The organism is Pyxidicoccus fallax (assembly GCF_012933655.1).
Taxonomy (GTDB): domain Bacteria; phylum Myxococcota; class Myxococcia; order Myxococcales; family Myxococcaceae; genus Myxococcus; species Myxococcus fallax.
In genome coordinates this window covers 1-20670 of the sequence record NZ_JABBJJ010000158.1, presented here as the reverse complement: position 1 = coordinate 20670, position 20670 = coordinate 1, and the positions used below count along the sequence as shown (strand labels likewise).

The 20670-nt window shown below is 70.9% G+C and carries 18 protein-coding genes; 5 read left to right on the top strand and 13 right to left on the bottom strand.

What is annotated here, in order from left to right:
• The first annotated feature begins 37 nt into the window (after positions 1 to 37).
• Entirely contained in the window at positions 38 to 1930 is a 1893-nt protein-coding gene (locus tag HG543_RS29055) for a ribonuclease R family protein (protein ID WP_169348142.1), read from the top strand.
• A gap of 6 nt (positions 1931 to 1936) precedes the next feature.
• On the opposite strand, the gene HG543_RS29050 is transcribed toward HG543_RS29055, so the two are convergent.
• The 3 genes from HG543_RS29050 to HG543_RS29040 all read right to left on the bottom strand — a co-directional run bounded on the left by HG543_RS29050 (position 1937) and on the right by HG543_RS29040 (position 4523).
• A complete protein-coding gene (locus tag HG543_RS29050) occupies positions 1937 to 3064 on the bottom strand; it encodes a mannosyltransferase family protein (RefSeq protein WP_169348141.1) in 1128 nt (375 codons plus the stop codon).
• 44 nt (positions 3065 to 3108) lie between these two features.
• Positions 3109 to 3840, bottom strand: a complete 732-nt coding sequence (locus tag HG543_RS29045; protein ID WP_169348140.1) for an FG-GAP repeat domain-containing protein — start codon at positions 3838 to 3840, stop codon at positions 3109 to 3111.
• A gap of 188 nt (positions 3841 to 4028) precedes the next feature.
• Positions 4029 to 4523, bottom strand: a complete 495-nt coding sequence (locus HG543_RS29040) for a YkgJ family cysteine cluster protein (RefSeq protein ID WP_169348139.1) — start codon at positions 4521 to 4523, stop codon at positions 4029 to 4031.
• A gap of 730 nt (positions 4524 to 5253) precedes the next feature.
• Here HG543_RS29040 and HG543_RS29035 point away from each other — a divergent pair.
• Positions 5254 to 7293: a PilZ domain-containing protein gene (locus tag HG543_RS29035; RefSeq protein WP_171818035.1), complete on the top strand. Its 2040-nt coding sequence runs from the start codon at positions 5254 to 5256 to the stop codon at positions 7291 to 7293.
• A 165-nt stretch (positions 7294 to 7458) separates the two neighbouring features.
• On the opposite strand, the gene HG543_RS29030 is transcribed toward HG543_RS29035, so the two are convergent.
• Positions 7459 to 9090 carry a peptide-N4-asparagine amidase gene (locus HG543_RS29030; protein WP_343073461.1) on the bottom strand — a complete coding sequence of 544 codons (1632 nt, stop codon included), beginning with the start codon at positions 9088 to 9090 and terminating at the stop codon, positions 7459 to 7461.
• A gap of 166 nt (positions 9091 to 9256) precedes the next feature.
• Here HG543_RS29030 and HG543_RS29025 point away from each other — a divergent pair, with 166 nt between their 5' ends.
• Positions 9257 to 10117, top strand: coding sequence for an RpnC/YadD family protein (locus HG543_RS29025; protein WP_169348137.1), 861 nt, complete (start codon positions 9257 to 9259; stop codon positions 10115 to 10117).
• Positions 10118 to 10129: 12 nt separating this feature from the next.
• Here the strand turns inward: HG543_RS29025 and HG543_RS29020 are convergent, their stop codons facing one another.
• Positions 10130 to 11110: an NYN domain-containing protein gene (locus HG543_RS29020; protein WP_169348136.1), complete on the bottom strand. Its 981-nt coding sequence runs from the start codon at positions 11108 to 11110 to the stop codon at positions 10130 to 10132.
• Between the two features lie 455 nt (positions 11111 to 11565).
• Here HG543_RS29020 and HG543_RS29015 point away from each other — a divergent pair, with 455 nt between their 5' ends.
• Entirely contained in the window at positions 11566 to 12039 is a 474-nt protein-coding gene (locus tag HG543_RS29015) for a hypothetical protein (protein WP_169348135.1), read from the top strand.
• A gap of 9 nt (positions 12040 to 12048) precedes the next feature.
• Here the strand turns inward: HG543_RS29015 and HG543_RS29010 are convergent, their stop codons facing one another.
• The 8 genes from HG543_RS29010 to HG543_RS28975 all read right to left on the bottom strand — a co-directional run bounded on the left by HG543_RS29010 (position 12049) and on the right by HG543_RS28975 (position 19891).
• On the bottom strand, positions 12049 to 12822 hold the full coding sequence (locus tag HG543_RS29010) for an HAD family hydrolase (protein WP_169348134.1): 774 nt from the start codon (positions 12820 to 12822) through the stop codon (positions 12049 to 12051).
• A gap of 154 nt (positions 12823 to 12976) precedes the next feature.
• Positions 12977 to 13990, bottom strand: a complete 1014-nt coding sequence (locus tag HG543_RS29005) for an ABC transporter substrate-binding protein (protein ID WP_169348133.1) — start codon at positions 13988 to 13990, stop codon at positions 12977 to 12979.
• Between the two features lie 80 nt (positions 13991 to 14070).
• Positions 14071 to 14832 carry an ABC transporter permease gene (locus HG543_RS29000; RefSeq protein ID WP_169348132.1) on the bottom strand — a complete coding sequence of 254 codons (762 nt, stop codon included), beginning with the start codon at positions 14830 to 14832 and terminating at the stop codon, positions 14071 to 14073.
• A 5-nt stretch (positions 14833 to 14837) separates the two neighbouring features.
• Positions 14838 to 15746: an ABC transporter ATP-binding protein gene (locus HG543_RS28995; RefSeq protein ID WP_169348131.1), complete on the bottom strand. Its 909-nt coding sequence runs from the start codon at positions 15744 to 15746 to the stop codon at positions 14838 to 14840.
• Positions 15747 to 15905: 159 nt separating this feature from the next.
• Positions 15906 to 17495 (bottom strand): methyl-accepting chemotaxis protein, encoded by a 1590-nt coding sequence (locus HG543_RS28990; protein WP_169348130.1) that lies wholly within the window; start codon positions 17493 to 17495, stop codon positions 15906 to 15908.
• 16 nt (positions 17496 to 17511) lie between these two features.
• The gene (locus HG543_RS28985) at positions 17512 to 17949 is read right to left on the bottom strand and encodes a type 2 periplasmic-binding domain-containing protein (protein WP_169348129.1); all 438 of its coding nucleotides are present in this window, start codon (positions 17947 to 17949) and stop codon (positions 17512 to 17514) included.
• A 9-nt stretch (positions 17950 to 17958) separates the two neighbouring features.
• Positions 17959 to 19065: a hypothetical protein gene (locus HG543_RS28980; RefSeq protein WP_169348128.1), complete on the bottom strand. Its 1107-nt coding sequence runs from the start codon at positions 19063 to 19065 to the stop codon at positions 17959 to 17961.
• A 265-nt stretch (positions 19066 to 19330) separates the two neighbouring features.
• Entirely contained in the window at positions 19331 to 19891 is a 561-nt protein-coding gene (locus tag HG543_RS28975) for a hypothetical protein (RefSeq protein WP_171818034.1), read from the bottom strand.
• A gap of 211 nt (positions 19892 to 20102) precedes the next feature.
• Between HG543_RS28975 and HG543_RS28970 the strand changes: the two genes are divergently transcribed.
• On the top strand, positions 20103 to 20670 hold a 568-nt coding region (locus tag HG543_RS28970; protein WP_169348127.1), incomplete at its 3' end, for an alcohol dehydrogenase catalytic domain-containing protein.

Below are 20670 nucleotides of genomic sequence, written 5' to 3'. Positions count from 1 at the left end.
CACGAAGTGGGCTAAGACGCGCTCCAAGGCTCACTCCATGGATACCTCCGCTTCTCCTCGCTCCGTCACCGGACGCATCGACGTCCATCCTCGCGGCTTCGGCTTCCTCACCGTGCAGTCACCCGGCTCGCACGAGGTGCTGTCCGCCTTCATTCCGCCTCCGGACCTCAACCCCTTCTTCGCCGGAGACACCGTCACCGCCACCATCACCGCCGCGGCGGATGGGCGCTGGACGGCCAGCGGCCTGTCGCTCGTGGAGCGCCCGCGCACCCAGGTCTACGGCGAGGTCGTGATGCGCAAGGGCTCGCCCTTCCTGCGCGTGGACCGCGAGGTGGCCAACGCGGACTGGGTGCTCGACACCGCCGGCACGCAGGTGCAGCACGGCGACGCGGTGGTGGCGCGCATCGCCGAGGGCAAGCTCGTCCTCCTCTACCGCGTGGAGCCTGGGGAGGACCGCTCGCTGGAGCGCGTCATCGCCCGGCACGGCCTGCGCAAGTCCTTCCCCGCCGAGGTGGTGCAGGAAGCCCTCCGCGCCCGCGCGGTGCCCCATGCGCCCGGCGGCCGGCGCGACTTGCGCTCCATCCCCACGGTGACGGTGGACGCGCCGTCCACGCGTGACATCGACGATGCCATCTCCGTGCTGCCGGCGGGCCCGGACGGCGCGCTGCGGCTGCTGGTGTCCATCGCGGACGTGGGCGAGTTCGTGACGGAGGGCTCGGCGCTGGACGTGGAGGCGCGCGAGCGGGCCACCAGCGTGTACCTCGCCGGCCGAGTGCTGCCGATGCTGCCCGAGGAGCTGTCCTCGCACTGGCTGAGCCTCGTGCAGGGCGAGGACCGGCTGTGCCTCACGGTGGAGCTGCGCATCGACCCGCAGGGGCGCGTCACGGCGGCGGACGTGTACGAGAGCATCATCCGCTCGTGGGCGCGGCTGAACTACGACGAGACGGCCGCCTTCCTCGACCGGGGCGAGGTGTCTCCGGCCATGGAGCCCGTGAAGGACGTCATGCCGTGGTTCCGGCTCGCGGCGGCGCGGCTGGCGGTGGCGCGAGCGGCGCGCGGCGGCATGGAGTTCGCCCGCGAGGAGGCGCGCTTCACCTTCGACGAGCGGGGCGAGCTGTCCGGCCTCGTCAGCGAGCGGCTCACGTCCGCGCACGGGATGATTGAGCGCTTCATGGTGGCGGCGAACGAGGCCATCGCCACGTGGCTGCTGGCGCGCGGCGTGCCCGGGGTGTTCCGCGTGCACGAGCAGCCGGACCCGCTGCGCGTCGCGGACCTGAATGCCTTCGCCGAGACGTCCGGCTTCGCGGCCGGCTTCGGGCGCGAGCTGACGCCGCTGGCGCTGTCGGCGTTCGACCGGCAGATTGCCGGCGCGGCGGCGGAGGCGGCGCTGCGCTCGGTGCTGCGGCGCTCGCTGGGCCCGTCGCGGTACACGGTGAAGCCGCTGCCGCACTTCGGGCTGGCGGCGCCTTTGTACCTGCACTTCACGTCACCCATCCGCCGGTACGCGGACCTCGCGGTGCACCGGATTCTCAAGGCCTACCTGCGGGGCCGCCGGAACTTCGTGGACAACGACCCGGCGGTGGAGGCGCTCGCGGTGCACATCAACGCGAAGGCGCGCGCCGCGAGCCGCGCGGAGACGGACCGTCATCGCGAGCTGGAGGCGCGGTGGATGGCGGCGCGCGTGGGCCAGCAGTTCCCCGCGCGCGTGACGCGGGTGAAGCCCTTCGGCCTCGTCGCGCAGCTCGATGGGATGTTGGTCGAGGGCGTGGTGCCCTCGGAGGGACTGCCCGGCGGCCCCTTCCGCCCCGACGCCCGCGAGCTGTCGCTGGTGGGCAAGGAGCGGTCCTTCACCATCGGCATGCCGGTGACGGTGAAGGTCGCGTCCACGGACGAGCAGCTCGGACGTGTCGAGCTGGCGCTGGTGCCCTGAGCGGCCTCAGTACACCCAGCGGCCGATGGCGAAGCCGTGCGTCACCTTGTGGTTGAGCCACAACACGAGGACCGCCGCGCCCCAGCGCAGCCAGACGGGGCGCGCGGCCAGCCAGTCTCCCAGCCAGAACAGGACGGGGAACACCACCGAGCCATAGCGGAACGCGTTGCCCATGCCGCCCTGCAGCACCATGACGCCCACGGAGAGCAGGCCATAGAGGCCCAGGGCGGGGCTGCGGCGGAAGAGGGCGACGGAGACGGCCAGCCACACGGCGGCGAACACGTAGCGCAGGCCAATCCACCCGTCGACCTTCTGCGAGGGATTGCCGGACCAGAGGCCGCGCAGCGCCTCCCACGCGGACGGGTGTTTCCAGTACTGCTGGGCATGGACGTGCGCGAGCGCGTCCCCCGTGCCCCGCCACTGGAAGTAGAGCAGCCCGGCGAACGCGGCGAGTGACACGCCGCCCACCACCGCGAAGCGGCCGAGCCGCTCACGCCACGGCCCTGGAGGACGCGCCAGCAGGAGCGCCGCGGCCACGGCCACGAAGATGCCCTGGTTGCGAGTCCACACGCACAGCGCCGCGAAGAGCGCCGCGCGCCAGGTGTGCCCATCCCACGCGGAGGTCAGCGCGCCGAAGGAGAGCAGCACGAACAGCGCCTCGGTGTGGTGTGAGTGCAGGGCGAAGCTGGCCGGGCTGAAGAGGAAGAGGGCCAGGCCCCACGCGGTGCCCGGCACGAGCGGCGAGGTGTCACCCCGTGCCATGCGCCGGGACACCCAGGCGGAGAATCCCAGCAGCAGGAGCGTGGACAGGACACAGCCCAGCACCCAGGGAGGCACCGTGCCCCCGAGGAGCCGGTGCCACAGCGTCACGAACCCAGGCCACGCGGGCAGGAAGGCGCGCAGCGCGGGCGAGGGGCTGTACCCCTCCAGCACGATGGCGCTGTAGAGCGTCGAGTCCCAGCGGTGCAGGGCCTCGGTCAGGGTGAATCCCCGGCGGTGCGCCGTCCAGAGCCACAGCCCGAAGTGGTACGCGAGCATCCCCACGGTGAGCCCCATCACCTGTCGGGCGCTGGGAGCCGTGGAGGGTGCTCCAGTGGAGGATGCGGGGCTGGGTGCGGCGTCCACGGCCATCATGCGCGGCGCACCCTAGTGCAATGCTCCGGAGGGCGCACGGGACCTCAGCCCGCGAGGGGCAGGCCCTCGGTCTTCTCCATCAGGTCCTTCTCGCTGGCCCAGCCGAGCAGCCCGGTGGAGGACTTCACGAGGTAGAGATAGCCGCCGCCCTTCTTGCCCACGGGCGCCGCCGCGAACACCTGGATCTTCGAGCCCTGCGCCAGCGTGGCCACGGGCGTCTTCTCCGTGCGGCTGCGGGCGAGCGGGAAGGACTGCTTCACGGTGGCCTCGACGCCGACGGCGTACATCTCCTGGGGCACCTCGGTGACCTTGCCGGCCTTGGCGTCCAGCGTGAACTTGTCGCGCCGGTTCCAGAAGCCCTGCCACGAGTCGGACAGGATGATGCCGTTGCCACGGGCCTCGGTGAGGGCGGGGACGCTGCCCAGCGCCTTGAAAGCCTTGCCGTCGAAGGCGAAGAGGTGCTGCTGCTTGTCGTAGTCCGTCTGTCCGGTGCCGACGGCGACCTCCTTGCGCTTGTCACCGCTGTCGATGTCGACCACGGTGAAGCCAGCGGGCTCGTTGCCATCCGTCGCGCCGCGAATGGTGGCGGTGCCGGCCTTGAGGATGAACTGGTCCTTGGCCTCGTCCCACTCAATGGAGATGGCCTCGGGCTTGCCATCGCCATTGAGGTCCACCGAAGCGGACTTCACCGGCCCGTCATCCCCCGCGTGGACGGCGGGCGCGGCGAGCAGGGAGCACGTCATCAGGGAGGCGAGGACGGAGGACTTCGTCTTCATCGGAGGGACCTCGGGGTGGCGCCGGGCTCGCGAGCGGAAGGAGGGGCGCGCGGAAGGCCTGGCAGGAAAGGGCGGTGCGGGCCGCATCGTAGTCGGACCCGCTCGTCAGGCGCGTGGATTCATGGCGGACGGCACTCACCCACGGTGCATGGGCTGTGGGGATTGCAGGTCGCGCGGCGCGCGCCTCATCACTCACGCCGGCCGAAGCGGCCGCGGAAGTGCTTGTCGAGGAACGCCTCGGCGCGCTCGCGGGCGGCCTGGGCCTTCGGAGCCAATGGGCCTCCGTGCTCCGGCTGCTCCGCGCGGCGGGCGCGCTGCATCACCGAGCGGGGTTCGCCCTCGGATGCGGGCGGCAGTTCCTGTCCCACGGCGTCCACCCGCGCGCGGGCCTCGTCCACGACGGCGAGCGCCTCGTCGAGGGAGACCTCCTTCTCCGCGAGCGCCGCGTAGAGCTGACAGTGGTAGCGGCGGCAGCTCGCCGGCCGGTCCGCGTAGACGGTGCAGGTGCGTCCATCCAGCGCCGCGCAGTGCTGCGCCAGGGCCGGTGAGCCATCCGCGCGCCGGGTCAGCGGAAGTCCACGTGCCTCCAGCGCGGTGACCTCGGGCGGCTGCAGCGACACATGGGTGAAGAGGGTGCCGTCACAGCACATGCCGCAGCGCAGGCAGAGGGTGGAGAGGGGCAAGCAGGGCCTCGGTCGATGGTGCGCACCGGGAAGCGCCTGCTGGGACTCGCAGGACGAATCCCCACGCGGAAAAGCGAACGACTCCCTATCAACGCGTCAGCGCGAAGGCCCCATCATTTCGGCCGGGCATGGGGCGGCCCGCCTGCCTGGCGGCTCCACGCGATGCCCTCAGTCCCGCGGACGCTTTCCGGGCACTGACGCTGCTCCGCTCCACACCTGGCTTGCTCACCGCTGTCCGGGTGCGGATGGAGAACGCATTGTCGACAACGGCACGGACCCCGGGGCTGGAGCGCGATGAACGCGTGAACACGCAGTCCCCGGTCAGGAGCGGGTGACCGCATCGACGTCATGCAGGCCGATGTGTCTGGTCTTCACGAACCGCTTGTCTGTCCGCGCCGTGCTCCCAGGGTTCACCTGAAGACTCACACGTCAGCGAGGCATGAGGTCCAGGTCTACGCAGTGGGTGGACGCGGACCCGATGGGAGTCTGTGCGACACGCTCCTCACGGTACAGAGGCGCTGTCCATGAGGACAAACAAGCGATACAGAACGGCGATTGAGAGACACTCCCTCTGTCGCTCCACAACGGCTGTCCTGGAAGGCGAGTTCTTCCTGGCTCATTCGTGTCCACGCTGTGGGAAGCCGTGTTCCCACCCGTCTCATACTTCCGGTGGGGCTGCTTCTTTTTGCATGAGGCTGTAGAGTCAATGTCATTCAACAACGGAGCTGTCATGCAGGCTGACACGCTGGACGGGATGAGCGGCCGGGAGTCATTGCTCGGCTACCGGATGGGGACGGAGCTGACGGCGGTGGCGTCGTTCGGGAACCGCCACGCTCCGGGCCGGCTGGTGCGGCTCTCGTTGGAGCATCTGACGTTGCACCTGTCCTCGCAGGCGTCGCTGGAGCCGGGGCAGGCCGCGTCCGTGGTGCTGGGGCAGGGCGAGCGTTGGGCCACCGCGCTGGACGCGGAGGTCATGGGCGTCAGCGGGCCGGCCGAGGTGAGCCTGCGCTTCGTGGCGCCGCCCCTGGACGCGGGCCGCCGCATCGTGTCCGTGCTGGAGGCGCTGCGTGACAACGGGCTGTTGCTGCCGCCCGAAACGCGGCCGGTGTGGAAGGAGCGCATCGACCACCCGAGCCGCGTGGCGCGCATCTGCGACTCGCTGGCGTCGCGCAAGGCGCGCGGCGTGGCGCGGCTGCCGGACGGGCGCAAGGTGAAGGTGACGGCGGACTTCTTCGACGCGCTCGAGGGCCTCATGGGCTGGCGCTTCGAGGGCGAGCTGCCCCCGTGCCCCTTCGTGCTGGAGGCGTTCGGCTACACCAGCGTGGTGCACCTGGAGGTGTGCGAGGCGCGCGAGGAGTCCGGGCTGGTGGTGATGCCGGTGCCGAAGGAGCTGGAGCGCTACCGCCACCGCTGGCTGCGCCGCGCGCCGCCGAGCAGCCCGTGCGAGCTGTCGTTCGACCATGCGCTGTGGCCGCAGGTGCACGTGCGCCGGCCGGTGCTGGACCTCTCCTACGAGGGACTGGCCTTCATGACCGAGCCGGGCGAGGACCTGCTCTACCCGGGCATGCGCCAGCCGGTGCTGGAGGTGGCCATGGAGGGCCTGGCCCCGGTGCGGCTGCGCGCGGAGGTGCGCAACATCTCCGGCACGTCCGAGGGCCGGCGGTGCGGCATGTCCGTGCGGCCGCTGGACGCGGCGGGGGCCAAGGCGTGGCGCACGCTGGTGGAGGCGCAGCTGCACCCCACGACGAAGGTGGGCGGCGACTGGAGCGACGCGACGTGGGAGCTGTTCGAGCGCTCGGGCTACTTCCGGCTGCCGGGCAAGACGCCGGAGGACTTCGCGGACCAGCGGCCCACCTTCGACGCCACGCTGGCGCGGCTGGAGGGCCGCACGCGGCTGGGCTACCGGGTGGTGCGGCCGGCGGGTGAGGCCGTGGAGGCCACGCTGTCGGTGGTGAAGCCGTACGAGGGCAGCTGGATGGCGCACCAGCTCGCGCGGCAGGGCGTGCCGGGCGTGCGCACGTCGGCGCGCGAGGCGCTGCGCGACATCTACCTGCGCGGCTACGAGCCCACGCAGGTGGACCCGGACGTGAAGTGGTTCTTCGCCTTCTGCGAGGCGAACGTGCGCTGGGTGCGCTTCACGAAGTTCGACTTCGCCACCTGGTACGAGCACACGGGGCAGACGTGCCTGGTGCCCTTCCGCCTCATGGAGGGCGAGGTGGAGCGCGCGTGGGAGATGCCCGCGGGCATCGAGGTGGCGGCGCCCACGGCGGAGGAGCGCGCGCGCTTCTTCGAGCAGGTGGCCAACACGCGGCCGGTGGCGTACCGCGAGGCGCTGGACCTGGTGCCGGAGCGCTTCGACCTGAAGCACGCGCGCGAGCAGTGGAGCGAGGCGGCGATGGGCCGCGAGCGCGAGCTGTTCGTGGCGCGGCACGAGGGCCGGCCGCTGGTGCTGGCGGTGGTGGAGTCGGCGCAGCCGGGGCTGAACCTCTTCAACGTGCTGGACGGCGTGCGGCTGGTGCCGCTGGCGGACGACTCGCTGCCGGAGGTGCAGGACGCCATGGTGGCGCTGCTGGCGCGCGCGGCGGACTGGTACCGGGCGCGGGGCCGCAAGGTGTTCGTCCACTACGTGGAGGCCACCAGCGTGGAGTACGTGGAGCGCGCGGCGCTCGCGGACCTGGGCGAGGGCAAGCTGTGGGTCATCTCCGCCAGCCTGCTGCCCGAGTTCCTCGAGCACCTGCACGAGTCCACCACGCCGCGTCAGGGGCAGTGAGGCCGCGGTAGCCTCGCCGCGGTCCACCCGCGAGACGTGTTCCGAGCCCGAGAGGCCTGGGTGCCTCGCGGGCTCGTTACGTTTCCGGGTGCGAGGTCTACCCGCGAGACGAGGTCCATCCATCTCGCGGGCTCGCCGTGCCTCGCGGAGCGAGGCGGTACGACTTCAGTCGTCGCAGCGCTGCACGTCCTCGGTGACGAAGCCGTTCCGGGTGGAGATCTGTCGGTCGTAGCAGTCGCCGTGCTCTCCGGTCAGCCGGTAGTGGTGCGTGGAGATGCCCACCGCGTTGCGCTGCGGGCGCGGCACGCCGAGGTTGTACGAGGCCTCACCCGTGTACACGTCGCTGAGCTTCTGCTGGTCGAGCGTGAACAGGCCCCGGGTGGTGCGCTCGTCGGCCAGGTCGCTGACGGTGATGGTGGTGGTGAGCCGGTTCTCCGGCGTCACGCTGATGAGCCCATCCAGCACGTAGCGCTTGTTGGAGCGGCTCACCGTCGGGAAGAAGCCGTGGCCCGCCACCGTGATGGTGCTGGAGTCATTCCACGTCGAGGTGAGCGCGTCCGGGTTCTCGGCATCTCCCTGCCAGCGGTGCAGGCTCTCGTTGGACACGGACTGCTCGACGGTGGTCACCACCTTGCCGCGCGAGGTCCGCACGTAGCCGGTGACGCGCAGGTGATGGTTGCCCTGCGTGTCCACGTGGTTCCACCCGTCCACCACCGTGTGCGTCGACTCGTTGGACACGGCTCCAACGCGGTGCTCCAGCAGCCCGCCCGTCACCTGTGCGCTGCGAGCGTCGCGCCAGACGAGCACGTTGGTCGGCAGGTCCCAGCCGGGGCGGCCCGCGGGAACGCCGAGCACCGTCACCTTGACCTGGTGGGGCTTGCCGTCGGTCAGCAGGCCGGCGAAGGGGGTGAGGTCATAGCGGATGGGGCGCACGTCGAAGGCGCGCGGCGCCGGCAGCACGTACCAGAGGAACGGGTTGGACCAGCCGCCCGTGTAGACGTGGGGGAACGGCATCGCGATGCCGGCCACCTTGCCGTCCACTTCAATCTGCACCTCGCGGTATGGGCCCTCGTCGGCGGGGCAGGAGTACGGCACGTTGGCGGGCGCGGTGATGTACCAGAACTCCTCGCAGCCGCCGCCGGAGCCCGTCGCGTACACCTCGGCGACGAGCCGCTCGGTGTTGCGCGGCACCGTCACCTCGCCGAGCAACGCGGTGTCCTCGCGACGCGGGTTGGTGAGGGGGAGCACCTCGTCGGCGGTATCGGCGGGCTTGTAGCGGCCGTGCGCGCGGTAGAAGGTCAGGTAGACCTGCACGTCGAGCACGCCGGTATAGGTGTCATTGACGACGTTGCCGATGAGCATCCACACGGGGCGGGGCTGGCTCAGCAGCGGGGCGTAGGCGGTGACGTCCTTCTCCACGGCCCAGGAGATGCCGTCACGGGAGGGCTCGGGGGTGGACGTCTTGAAGAGGGTGACGCCGCCCACTTCGAGGTGCCCGAGCCGGTCGTACTGGACGCCCTGGACCTTGCCCTCCATGCGCAGGACGACCTTGTTCCAGGGGCCGGGGCATTCGGCGGGTGGGGTGAAGGTGCCGGTGTAGGGCGTGAAGTCGTCGAACCGCTCGTTGACAATCTGCACGGTGCACGAGGCCGTGGGCGGCTTCGCGATGGCGGGGACGGCGGTGCGGGGGTCGTCCCAGTCGGTGCCGAACTCGGGGGGCGGCTCGGCGGCCATCGCGGGGGTCACCGTGCCGAGCACGAGGCCCGCCGCGGTGAATACAGCGGAGAGACGTTTCACGTGTTTCTCCAGGTGATGAAACAACGCCCGGAGACTAGGTCTCCCGGAAATCCCGGGCAACGCTGTTTCCGGATAGCGCGGTGCGTTTGGCGTGCTGCGTTCTGCTCGGAGTCCGGTGGTGGGGTCGTGTTGGGTATGTCAGACCGGTGGCTACCCTGGACGTCACATGGCCTCCGTCTATGACCTGATACTGCGCCGGTTGGTGCAGGGGCATCCCGAGCAGCTGCTGCTCCTGCTCTTCGGCCCCGACGCGCCGACGTTGGTTCGTGCCGTGGACTCCAGCCTGCCCCAGTCCGAGCGACGCGCGGATGCGCTGCTCATCGCGGAGGCCCGGGGCGAGCGCTTCGTGGTGGAGGTGGAACTCCAGGCCCAGCCGGAGGCGGGCTTCGCGCGCAGGCTGCTGGACTACACGGTGCGCGCCCACCTGCGGGAGGGGCTCCCGGTGTTGCCCGTCGCGCTCTACCTGCTGCCCGAGGCCGAAGGGGCGCCGCCGCCCTACGTCTTCGGCTGTGCGGGGCAGCGTGTGCTCTCGTTCGACTTCCAGGTGGTGAGGCTGTGGGAGGTGGACTTCTCCCTGCCTGCCCTCCAGGCGCCCGCATTGATGGCCCTCTCCGTCATGGAGCAGACGGCGGGGCCGGAAAGAGCGACCTGGGCCGAAGCCCGATTGCGCCAGGAGCCGGGCCTGTCGGAAGAGGAGCGGTTAGACTTGCTCGTGGTGCTGGGTTCCCTGGCCGCCCGCCGATTCGGCGCCGAGTGGCTCAGTCAGTCTCTGAGGAGCGTCATGCTGGATTGGCCTTTCTGGAATGAAGCGGCTGCCGAGGAACGCATCAAGGAGCGTGTCAGGGAGCGCACCCGGACACTGCTGATGTTCGCCAGGGCCCGAGGGATGGTGCTTCCACCCGAAGCCGAGCAGCGCCTCATCGAGCTGGGCGCTGACAGGCTCGAACAGCTCATCAATCAGGCCTTTGTCGCGCCCGACGAAGCTGCAACGGCGCTCCTCCAGTCAGTCGCGCCGCGCAATCACTGAAGGTCGTACCGCTCAGAGCCCCTCGTCCTCATCCGGGTCCGGGTAGGACTCCAGCTCCTCGTCCTCCTCCTCGGCGTGGGCATGGCGCTTCTTGCCCTTGGTCTCTCCATGGGCACCGAGGTCCGAGTCCGCCGCCACCACGTACCACTGGCGGCCCTGCTGGATGCGCCGCAGCAGTCCCTCCTGCTCCAGCGCGGCCAGCAGCCGGGCGAAGGTGGAGAAGCCGTGCTCGCGCTCGTCGAAGTCCGGCTCCTTGCGGACGATGGCCTCCTTGATGAGCGACGGATTCACCGGTCCCGTCGCCCGGGCGAGCATGCTCTGCACCACCTCGCGGGCCATCTCCGGCACCTCCGTCTTGGCGTGCCCCTTGCCACCCGCATGCGCGGCGTGCGCCGCCTCGCTCTTGGCGCCCTTGCCGCCGCTCGCCTTGTGTCCGTGATGCCCGCGCTTGCCGTGGCCCGCGTCGTCCGCGGCCACGCTGTGCCGGCCCTTCTCCTTGTCACCCTTGTCCTTGTCCGAGCGCGACTGGCGCGGGCGCAGGTAGATGAACTCGTCGCAGGCCTTCACGAACAGGGGCGACGTGGACTCCTTCACCGCGAGCCCGATGACGGTGCGGCCGTTCTCACGCAGCTTGTAGGCCAGCGGGCAGAAGTCGCTGTCCCCCGAGCCGATGACGAAGGTGTCGATGCTCTCGCGCGCGTAGCACAGCTCCAGCGCGTCGATGACCAGGCGCATGTCCGCGCCGTTCTTCCCGGCCCGCGTGGAGGGCGGCACGTCGATGAGCTCCACGCCGAAGTCGTGCAGGCGAATCTTCGCCTCCGCGAAGCGGGACCAGTCGCAGTACGCGCGGCGGAAGACGACCTTGCCCTTCTCCAGCAGCCGGTCCAGCGACGGCTGGAGGTCGAAGTTCGCCGAGCTGATGCCCGTGTTGGTGACGAGGTTCTCGAAATCGATGAAGAGGGCGATGCGGTGTTCTTCGGTGCGACCGTTCAAGTGCGGCCTCTGCGTGCGACCGCCCCGACAGAGGCGGTGGATATGGGTCCGGGCGCTCGCTGTGGAGCCGTGCCGGACACCCCACCCTAGCCCTTTCCTGGCGGTATGGGGCGGAAGGCTTCACGGGTTGAACACTCCATGTCACGTCCGCACCGTCGCCATGCGGTCAAGCGTCGCCCGGGAGCACGAGGGCCCGGGGCTTCGCTCCACGTCCCCCCGCGCCCACGTCATGGCCTGCGGGAGCGCGAGCGCCCGAAGGAGGCCCGTGGGCCCGGTGGTGCGATGCGACGCCACGAGGCAGTGACACGGCGCGGAGAGAGGCCCGGCGCTCGGGACGGAGCCCGGGCCTCGGTGCGTCGCGGGTATCGCGGGTCCTGCGCGGGCGTCGGTCCGGGTCCAGGCTTCAGGGGAACCGGGGCGATGACCCCCCCTGCCGGAGCCGACCGATGACACGGATGATTCCCAGACGCTGGCGCGCCCTCGCGCTGGCGGCACCCTCGCTGGCGGCGCTGCTGCTGCCCCTCGCCGCGCCTGCGCGCGAGCCGGCGCAGCCCACGCATGAACGGAAGCGGACGGACTGGATGGACCAGGGGGGCTTCGGCCGCGCGGGCACCATGCCCCCGGTGACCCGCGCGGGCATCAACGCGCTCAACGTGGGCCCGCAGGGCAGCAGCGCGGGCGTGCCGGTGCGGCGCGTGACACCCGACGAGGACCGGATGCGCGAGCTGTCCGGACAGGTGGTGAAGCTCAACGGCATGGTGCTCTACGTGCAGACCCAGGTCGGCGCGGTGGTGCCGCTCGACCTGAGCGCGCTGCAGCTGCGGAAGATGCCCCAGAAGGGCCAGGAGGTCGTGGCCGTCTACCAGGTGGAGAACACGACGGAGAACGTCGCGCTGTCGCTCGCGGGAGAGGTGACGGACAAGGGCTGAGCCCGAGGCTCACTCCTCCGGCTGGAGCTGCACCAGGGCGGGGAGCTCCGGCGCCCGCGCGCGCAGGCGGGGCTTGGGCCGGATGGCCACGGGCACGCGAGATGCCGCGAGCATCTCGAAGTCGAACACGTTGTCACCGAAGGCCGCGTAGAGCGGCTGGGACGTGCGCGCCCGCAGGCACTGCACCTTCCCGGCGGCGTAGGGAATGGGCTCGACGATGGCGGGCAGCACGAAGCCTCCGTCCTCGCGCGGCGTGCACGCGAGCACGTTGGAGGGGCTCAGCCCCTCCACCTCCACCACGGCTGCCTGCACCACCGCGAGCGGTGACGCGCTGACCACGTAGCAGGGGATGCCCCGGCCCCGGGCCCACTCGACGACGCGCCGGGCCTCGGGGTGGATGCGGCGCTTCACCTCGCGGCGGGCCACCACGTCGCGGGCGAAGTCGCGCACGGCCTCCACGCGCCAGCCGGCGAAGAGCCACGCCACCATCTCGTAGACTTCCTTCTCCGGGATGCGGCCCGCCTCGAACTCGGCGAAGAGCTGGTGGGCCAGCTCGCGTGCCCCCAGGCCCGCCTCCAGGCCGTGCGCCGCGCCCAGCCGCACCAGGGCCGCGTGCGCCTCCGGGCGGATGTCGCCGTTGTCCAGCAGGGCGAGGAAGAGGTCATCCCCCACGTCTCCGCTCCACAGCGTGCCGTCTCCGTCGAACGCCAGCACTCCACCGGGGGTGCGCAGGGCCTCCTGGCCGATGCGCTCCAGCGTCTCCTCCACGCGCTCCATCCTCATGGGCGCGCATCCTCCCCCGGCGAGGGGCCTTCCGTCACCCTCATGAGGTGACCGCGCGTCGACGGATGTACGAACGGTGTCCGGTCGGGCTCCTCCGGGCCGCCGGGCGCTCGTGCGCTACCCGCGATGCGGCCCTGGGTTCCGCTCCGGCGGCTCACTTCTTCGCCGCGGCGCCGCGCACCTCCTCGAGGACGCTGAGGTCCACCAGGCCCTTGATGTCGTCATCGGTGGTGAAGCCCAGCTCCTTCGCGTGCTTCGCGGCGGTGGCCAGCGCCGAGGGCACCGGGTCCAGGCTGGGCTCCAGCCGGGAGAAGGCGTCCTGCACGATGTTCGCCGGCAGCGGCTTGCTGGTGAGCTTGCCGAAGGCCGCGTTGGCGGACGTGGCGAAGCCGGCGCGGTCTGCCTGCCAGCGCTCGGTGAGCCGCACGTGCGCGCGCAGCAGGGCGGCGATGCGCGGGCGCTGTGTCTCCAGCACCTTGCGGGTCGTCACGATGACGGTGGTGGGGAAGCGGCGGTCGGGCCACAGCTCGCGCTCGTCCACGAGGATGCGGCCGCCGCCCTCGGCCACCATGCGCGCGCCCCAGGGCTCGGGCACCCACGCGCCCTCGATGCCGCCGCGCAGGTACTGGCCGAGGATGTCCGGGTTGCTCAGCGGGACAATCTGCACGTCGCCGGTGCCCGACAGGTGGGTGCTCAGCCCCTGCCGCTTCAGCCAGTGGCGCAGGGCGATGTCCTGCGTGTTGCCGAGCTGCGGCGTCGCCAGCTTCTTTCCCTTCAGCTCCGCGGCGGACTGCACGTTGCGCACCACCAGCACCGCGCCGCCATTCACCGCGCCGGAGATGATGCGCAGCTCGCGCCCGGCCTTGAGGAACGTGTTGATGGCCGGACCGCTGCCCACGTAGGACACGTCCAGCGAACCGGCCACCAGCGCCTCCATGGCGGCGGGGCCGGCGTTGAACTGCTTCACCTCCAGGCGTCCGACGCCGGGCTGCGAGGCGAAGGAGCCCTCGGCGTTGCCCACCAGCGCCTGCGCGTGGGTGATGTTGGGGAAGAAGCCCAGCCGCAGCGGGGCATCCGGGCTGCCGGCGGCCGGCTCACGCTTGCAGCCGGCGCCGAGCACCGCCAGTCCGGCGAGTACCAGGAGGAACAGGGAGCGGGTTGCATGCATATGGCGCCAAGGAAAGGTACGGCCGCACGGGATTTCAACGGTCCATGGTGCGAAGCGTCGAGCGGCTCACGTCCAATGCCTCACACGGCGCCGGCCAGGCCCCAGCGGCGCCGCAGCCGGCCCTCCACCGTCTGGAAGAGGACACGGTCCACGGTGATGCCGATGAGGATGATGGCCACCATCACGGCCATGACCTGCGGCACGTCCATCAGCTCGCGTCCCACGGTGAGCAACTGTCCCAGGCCGCCGGAGACGAAGAGCAGCTCCCCGGCCAGCAGCGCGCGCCACGCGAAGCTCCACCCCAGCTTGAGGCCGGTGACGATGCCGGGCAGGGCCGCCGGCAGCATGACGCCGAACTGGAAGCGCAGGCCCTTCACGCCCAGGGTGCTGGCCACGCGCACGAGCTGCGGGTCCACGCCGTTGACGCTGTCCTCGGTGGCGATGGCGATGCCCAGCACGCTGCCCATGACGACGACGAAGAGGATGGCCGCGTCCGTCAGCCCGAACCACAGGAGCGCCAGCGGCAGCCAGCAGATGGACGGCAGCGCCTGCAGCCCCGAGACGATGGGCTTCACCGCGTTGCGGAAGAAGGCGATGCGCGCAATCAAGAGCCCCAGCGGGATGCCGATACCCACGGACATGAGGTAGGCGCGGAACAGCCGGCCCATGGAGCGCAGCGTGGCCTCCGCCATCCGGCCGTCGGAGAGCATGGCGCCCAGGCTCTTCGCCACCGTGAACGGACCGGGGAACAGGTGCGGAGACCAGACGCCCAGCCGGGCCACCAGCTCCCAGACCCCCAGCAGCAGCAAGACCATGGACAGCTTATGGATGTAGCGCTTCATGGCTCCTACCTCACCGGCCGGGGAAGTCCCTGCGCGGGCAGGCCGGGCCGCGACGCGGTGCGCTCGGGAGGCCGCCGGGGCGCGGGCTCCTGCAGTCCGGGGCCCTCCACCTGACGCAGCAGCTCGCGCACGTGCCGCACCATCTCATTGAGGCCGGCGTCCTCCGCCTTGCGCGGCATGGGCAGGTGGACCTCCAGGTCCCTCACCACGCGGCCGGGGCGGGGCGCCATGAGCACCACGCGGGTGCCGAGCATCAACGCCTCGTGCACGTCGTGGGTGACGAACACCACCGTCTTGCCGGTGCGCATCCAGATGGACTGCAACAGCTCCTGCATGTGGATGCGCGTCTGCGCGTCCAGCGAGCCGAAGGGCTCGTCCATGAGCAGCACCGTCGGGTCCATGGCCAGCGCGCGGGCCAGCGAGGCGCGCATCTTCATGCCGCCGGAGAGCTGGTGGGGCAGGGTGTCCTCGAAGCCGGTGAGCTGGACGCGGCGGATGAAGGCATCCGCGCGCTCGCGGCGCTCGGCGCGCGGCACGCCCTTGGCGCCCAGGGCGAAGGTGATGTTGCCGCGCACCGTGAGCCACGGGAACAGCGCCGCCTCCTGGAACATCAGGAGCCGCTCCGGCCCGGGCCCGGTGATGGTCTTCCCGTCGATGGCCACGGTGCCGCCCGTGGGCTTCACCTGCCCCGCCAGCGCGTAGAGGAGCGTGGACTTGCCGCAGCCGGACGGGCCCAGCAAGCACACGAACTCTCCCGAGCGGACGTTGAGGCTCACATCCTGGAGGGCGACGACCTTGTTGGCGTACTGGTGGCCAAGCTGGGCGACGGCGATTTTCGCGCGGTCCGCATCCACATGCGCCGGCCGGAGCAGGCTCAGGGAACTTCGCCATCGGCCGAGAAGGGCACGCAGCATCGGCCACAAACTAGGCACGTAGGTGCAGGTGGGAAGTGGGGAGTGCACGGCCGGCACCCCGAGCGCCCGTCCGCCTGCCTCCTCTCATCCTTGATTTGAGGACGTACGGCAGCTGTGCCTGCCTTGCATCTGTGCCCGGGTTCCACCCGGGGCCCACCGCTAGACGCGGAAGCCGCCCACCAGTCCCTGGATGCGCGCGAAGGCGACGTTGAGCCGGTCGATGGCGGACTCCACGTCCTGGTTGGTCTGCACGCTGTCCTTCATCATCTTCGAGAAGTCCGTCACCACCGCCGTCATCTGGGTGATGCCGGCGTTCTGCCGGGTGACGGAGGTGACGATGTCCTGGGCGGCCTGGCTGCTGTGTTGCACCGCCTCGGCCATGCCCTGGAGGCTCTGGCCGGAGGCGAGCGCCTCGGAGATGCCCGCCGCCATCTCCCGGTGGCTGGTCTCCACCGAGGTGGTGACGGCGCGCACGGTGGCGGCCATCTCCGACAGCAGCGCGCCGATGCTCTGCGTGCTGCGCATGGACTGCTGGGCCAGCGAGCGCATCTCACGGGCCACCACCGAGAAGCCCCGGCCCTGGTCCCCCGAGCGCGCCGCCTCGATGGCGGCGTTGATGGCCAGCACATTGGACTGGTCGGCCAGGTCCTTGACCGTCTGGATGATGGCGGCGGCCTTGGCGGAGCTCTCGGTGAGCTGGCCGATGGTGGGCATCAGTCCGCCCACCTGGGCGCGCAGGTGCTCCAGCGCCACGCCGCTCTCCTTGAGGCGCGCCTGCCCGGCGACGCTCAGCGACTCCGCCCGCGACGCGACCTCGAGCACGGTGCCGGCCTGCGAGGAGGCGCTGCGCGAGCTGGACTCGATGTCGCGCATGGCCAGGGTGGCTTCCTCCAGGCTCGCCGCCTGGCGCGTCAGGTGCTGCGACTGCTCGCGGCTGATGTGCGTGAGCCGCTCCACGCTGCCCGCCAGCTCCTTCAGCGACTCCTGGAGCGTGAGGGGGATGGTGCGCAGGCGGAGCACGAGCTGGTTGAAGCTTTGCGCCAGCATGCCCACCTCGTCGCGGGAGGGGATGGAGATTTCCTGGGTGAGGTCTCCGTCGGTGGCGATGCGCGAGGCCACCTCGGTGAGGCGTCCCAGCGGCCGGGCCACCTGGGCCACCAGCCACACCGACAGCGAGGCGAGCACCGCGATGAGGAGGGCGCCCAGCAGGACCATGCGCTTCTGCGAGTTGCCGTGCTCCTCCATCATGAACACGAAGGACTCGCCCATCTTCCGCTGGTCGTCCTCGGTGCCCCGCTGGAGGGCCTCCTTCACCCGGGTGTAGCGCGCGCTCATCTCCGGCAGCCGTGAGGCGGCGTCCGGGTCCTTCTGAATCATCCGCGCGCTCGTCTCGCGGGCGATGCGCGCGTAGTCGCGCACCTGCGCCTCGAGCGCGTCCAGGCGCGCCGCCTCGATGACCGTGTTGGCGCGGCCCTCGGCGACACGGGCGAGGAAACGCTCGACGAGGGCGTCGGCCTCGTCGAGCTGCTCGGTGTCCTCGGCCGCCACCGCGTCCTGGAGCGTCCGCTGGAGCTGCTGCAGCAGGTCGTCCAAATCCCGGCTCAGCAGCACCGCGGGCACATAGCCCTTCTCGATGCGCTGCAGGTGCTCGCGGGTGCTGCGTCCCAGCAGCTCGGAGAAGCCGATGATGGCCACGAGGAAGACGGCGGCCAGCACCGGCAGCAGCAACACCTTGTGCTTGAAGCGCATGGAGGGGCCTTGCTCCTCAGTCGACGACGGTGACGACCTTCACGCCGGAGGGGGCGCTGCCCGAGGCGACGTAGCCCACCGCGCCGGGATTGGCGCGCACGAAGGCCAGCACCTCCGCCTCGGTGGGGCGCTCGGGCGGGGGCACGTCACGGCCGGAGAAGATGCGCTGCTGCCACCACGCGCGCACGGCGGGCAGCGAGCGCTTCAGCACGTCCTCGCTGAAGGCGGCGCGCACCGGCGTGTCCCCGGCCAGGTCCACGGGCTGGGCCGTCTGCCCGGACTCCCACTTCGTGCTCTTCTTGAAGAACAGCTGCGACAGCACCGAGCGCTTCACGCTCGTCACCGGGTTGGAGGGGTGCACCACCACCTGGTAGCCCGCGGACTCGGCGCCCACGGAGGGGCGGGCCCACAGCAGCAGGGCGACACACGTCAGGACAAGGCTGAGTGTTTTCATGTTTCGCGCCTAGAAGCTGAACTGCGTGCCCAGGGAGACGGTCCGGGTGTGCGGCTCCGTGGGGAACACGAACCCGCCCTCCGGAGACGGCTTGGGCAGGGCGAACCGGTTCCCAATCACGTTGTGGAAGGACAGCTTGATGACGAGGTTGGGGTTGAACCAGTAGTTCACCCCGGCGGCGAACTCACGGTGGCGGAAGAGGGTGAGCAGGTTGTCGGGCATCGGCTCGGGGAACCAGCTGCGCGAGCCCTCCACGCGCCCGGCCACCTGCCAGTGCGAGGTGAGGAAGTACGCCGCCTCCAGGTAGCCGGTGCGGGTGTCGGCCTGCTCGGAGAAGAGGCTGAAGAACTCCGCCCGCACCCACAGCTTCTCACCGAGGTACTCGGCGCCCAGCCCCGCCACGCCCCGGGTGAGGTTCTCGCCCTGCACCTCCTGCGGGTCCCTCGACGCGTAGCCGGAGGCGGTGACGCGCAGGCCCTCGACGGGCGTCCACAGGGCCACGCGCGCGCCCAGCGCGTGCGTGGAGCGCAGGCAGAGACTGGTCGCGCTGCAGCCCTCGGAGGCGGCGTCCTTCAGGTCCAGGAAGCCGGCGTAGGCGTCGTACTCCAGCATCCAGTCCGCGGGCAGGCCGATGCGGCCCGTCACCCCCGCGCCGTCATAGTTCTCCACGCCAATGGACGTGCCGCCGTACGTGCCCTGGGGCAGATAGTTGAAGGGGCGCAGCGTGCCGACGTCGTAGACCTCCGAGTACAGCGCCAGCGGGAGCTGGTTGCGGCCCACGCGCACGCGGAGCTTGTCGGAGAAGGCCCACTCGGCGAAGGCGTAGTCCACGCCCGGCGCGAAGCGGGTGGAGCCGGGCGACTTCTCGAAGGAGAACTGCGTGTTGAGCGTGAGCCCCTCCGTCGGCAGCGCCCGGAACATGAGCGTGGAGCCCACGTCGTGCAGGCCGAAGTCCTCGTCCGCTCCGAGGTAGACGTTGCCGCCGCCCCAGCTCCTCCCGGTGGTCAGGCGCCCGTAGCCGTTGATGAAGAACTTGCCCTCTTCCAGAGGCATGCCGGACGCGGCGCCCCCCAGCAGCAGGGCTGCACTCAGGACGAGACTGCGGATGTGAGACATGGGTCTGTCTTTCAGGGGCGCCAGCAATGGCGCCCCCGCGCGTGTTGCACGCGCCGTGAGGGAGACCCAATCTGTAATATTTGAAACAATTTTTTTTGTCGAGACCAGGGGGGGACGCAGCTCTCTCGTCTGGTTCAGTCCGGAGAAGCTGAGTTGTGTTTGACCCTGGAGGATGTGTCTGTCTATGGGGGCTGTCTGATTAAACCCGTGACGCGGGTTGAGCCCCTCAAGTCCGGGCTGTACGGATTTCGAGCCGCCCCGAGGCTCAGGTCCCGAGGCCGCGCTCCGCCCGCCGGTGCGCCCGCGTCCGGACGATGAGCCAGCCGGCGAACACGAGCAGCAGGGTGCCCACGCCGGTGAAGGCGCCGCCCACGCGCAGGGAAGCCCGCCGGTCGTCGCGCACCAGCTCCAGCCGCTCCGCCTGGGGCGCCGCGAGGTAGCGCCGCACCTGCTCGGCCGCGCGCGTGGCCTCGGCCTCGTCGGTGGCCCACTGGTGGAAGAGGGGGAACTTGCCCCGGGTCGTCTCCAACTCGGGCCGGAAGATGGGGACGCTCTTGCGCCGGGCGCTGCGCGTGCGGTCCACCTTCACTCCCTGGATTTCGTCCAGGTTGAAGCGGCCCACCTCGTTCCGGGTGAGCCACCCGGCCCGGTGGAGCGTGCAGGGGCCACCGGGCTCGCACCGCAGCTCCACGCGCGCCTTCGCGTCCAGCAGGTAGGGGCCGAGCACGAGGAATGGCAGCGCCAGCAGCACGCAGGCCGCGGCGCCAATGGCGGTGGAGCGGCTGCGGCGCGGCTCATCGGAAGGCAGGGGGGTGGACTCGCTCACAAGCCCGTTTCATAGACCCGCGCGCCCCCGGGCGGCAGCGGTTTCGTGCGCCCGCGCGGAGCGTTGACCCCTGGGCAGCAGGCAGGCGGGCGCTGTGCACCGGCGGACCCCAGACACCACCGTACCGTGCGCGCCCGCGGCGCTTCCGGCAGGAGTCAGGCCCTGCCCGCGCTCTCGCGGCACCCGCGCCCGGACACGAAGGAGCCCGCGTATGAAGGCCGTCGCCGTCTTTCCGAAGCAACGCGAGGTGCGCGTCATCGACGCCCCGGAGCCCCGGCTCCAATCGCCCACCCAGGTGAAGGTGCGTACGCTCGAGGTGGGGGTGTGCGGCACGGACAAGGACATTGCCCAGTTCACCTACGGCACGCCCCCGTCCGGCTCGGAGTACCTCATCGTCGGCCACGAGTGCCTGGGCGAGGTGGTGGAGGTGGGCAGCGCCGTGCAAGGCCTCCAGAAGGGGGACCTCGTCGTGCCCCGCGTGCGCCGGCCCTGCCCGCACGCCACCTGCCCCGCGTGCCGGCACGGCCACCCGGACTTCTGCATCACCGAGGACTACACCGAGCGGGGCATCAAGGAGGCGCACGGCTTCTGCGCGGAGTTCTTCGTCGAGGACGTGGCGTACGTGCACCGCGTGCCCAAGGAGCTGCGGGACGTGGCGGTGCTCACCGAGCCGCTCACCATCGCGGAGAAGGCCCTGCGCGAGGTGAAGCGCGTGCAGGAGCGGCTGCCCTGGAAGCCCGAGGTGGGCCGCGCGGTGGTGCTGGGGGCGGGGCCGGTGG

Bases quoted from the DNA above. Each gene is read 5' to 3' on its own strand.
- HG543_RS29055 (WP_169348142.1), top strand. From the start codon at position 38: ATGGATACCTCCGCTTCTCCTCGCTCCGTCACCGGACGCATCGACGTC.
- HG543_RS29050 (WP_169348141.1), bottom strand. From the start codon at position 3,064: ATGATGGCCGTGGACGCCGCACCCAGCCCCGCATCCTCCACTGGAGCA.
- HG543_RS29045 (WP_169348140.1), bottom strand. From the start codon at position 3,840: ATGAAGACGAAGTCCTCCGTCCTCGCCTCCCTGATGACGTGCTCCCTG.
- HG543_RS29035 (WP_171818035.1), top strand. From the start codon at position 5,254: ATGCAGGCTGACACGCTGGACGGGATGAGCGGCCGGGAGTCATTGCTC.
- HG543_RS29025 (WP_169348137.1), top strand. From the start codon at position 9,257: ATGGCCTCCGTCTATGACCTGATACTGCGCCGGTTGGTGCAGGGGCAT.
- HG543_RS29015 (WP_169348135.1), top strand. From the start codon at position 11,566: ATGATTCCCAGACGCTGGCGCGCCCTCGCGCTGGCGGCACCCTCGCTG.
- HG543_RS29010 (WP_169348134.1), bottom strand. From the start codon at position 12,822: ATGAGGATGGAGCGCGTGGAGGAGACGCTGGAGCGCATCGGCCAGGAG.
- HG543_RS29005 (WP_169348133.1), bottom strand. From the start codon at position 13,990: ATGCATGCAACCCGCTCCCTGTTCCTCCTGGTACTCGCCGGACTGGCG.
- HG543_RS29000 (WP_169348132.1), bottom strand. From the start codon at position 14,832: ATGAAGCGCTACATCCATAAGCTGTCCATGGTCTTGCTGCTGCTGGGG.
- HG543_RS28995 (WP_169348131.1), bottom strand. From the start codon at position 15,746: ATGCTGCGTGCCCTTCTCGGCCGATGGCGAAGTTCCCTGAGCCTGCTC.
- HG543_RS28990 (WP_169348130.1), bottom strand. From the start codon at position 17,495: ATGCGCTTCAAGCACAAGGTGTTGCTGCTGCCGGTGCTGGCCGCCGTC.
- HG543_RS28985 (WP_169348129.1), bottom strand. From the start codon at position 17,949: ATGAAAACACTCAGCCTTGTCCTGACGTGTGTCGCCCTGCTGCTGTGG.
- HG543_RS28980 (WP_169348128.1), bottom strand. From the start codon at position 19,065: ATGTCTCACATCCGCAGTCTCGTCCTGAGTGCAGCCCTGCTGCTGGGG.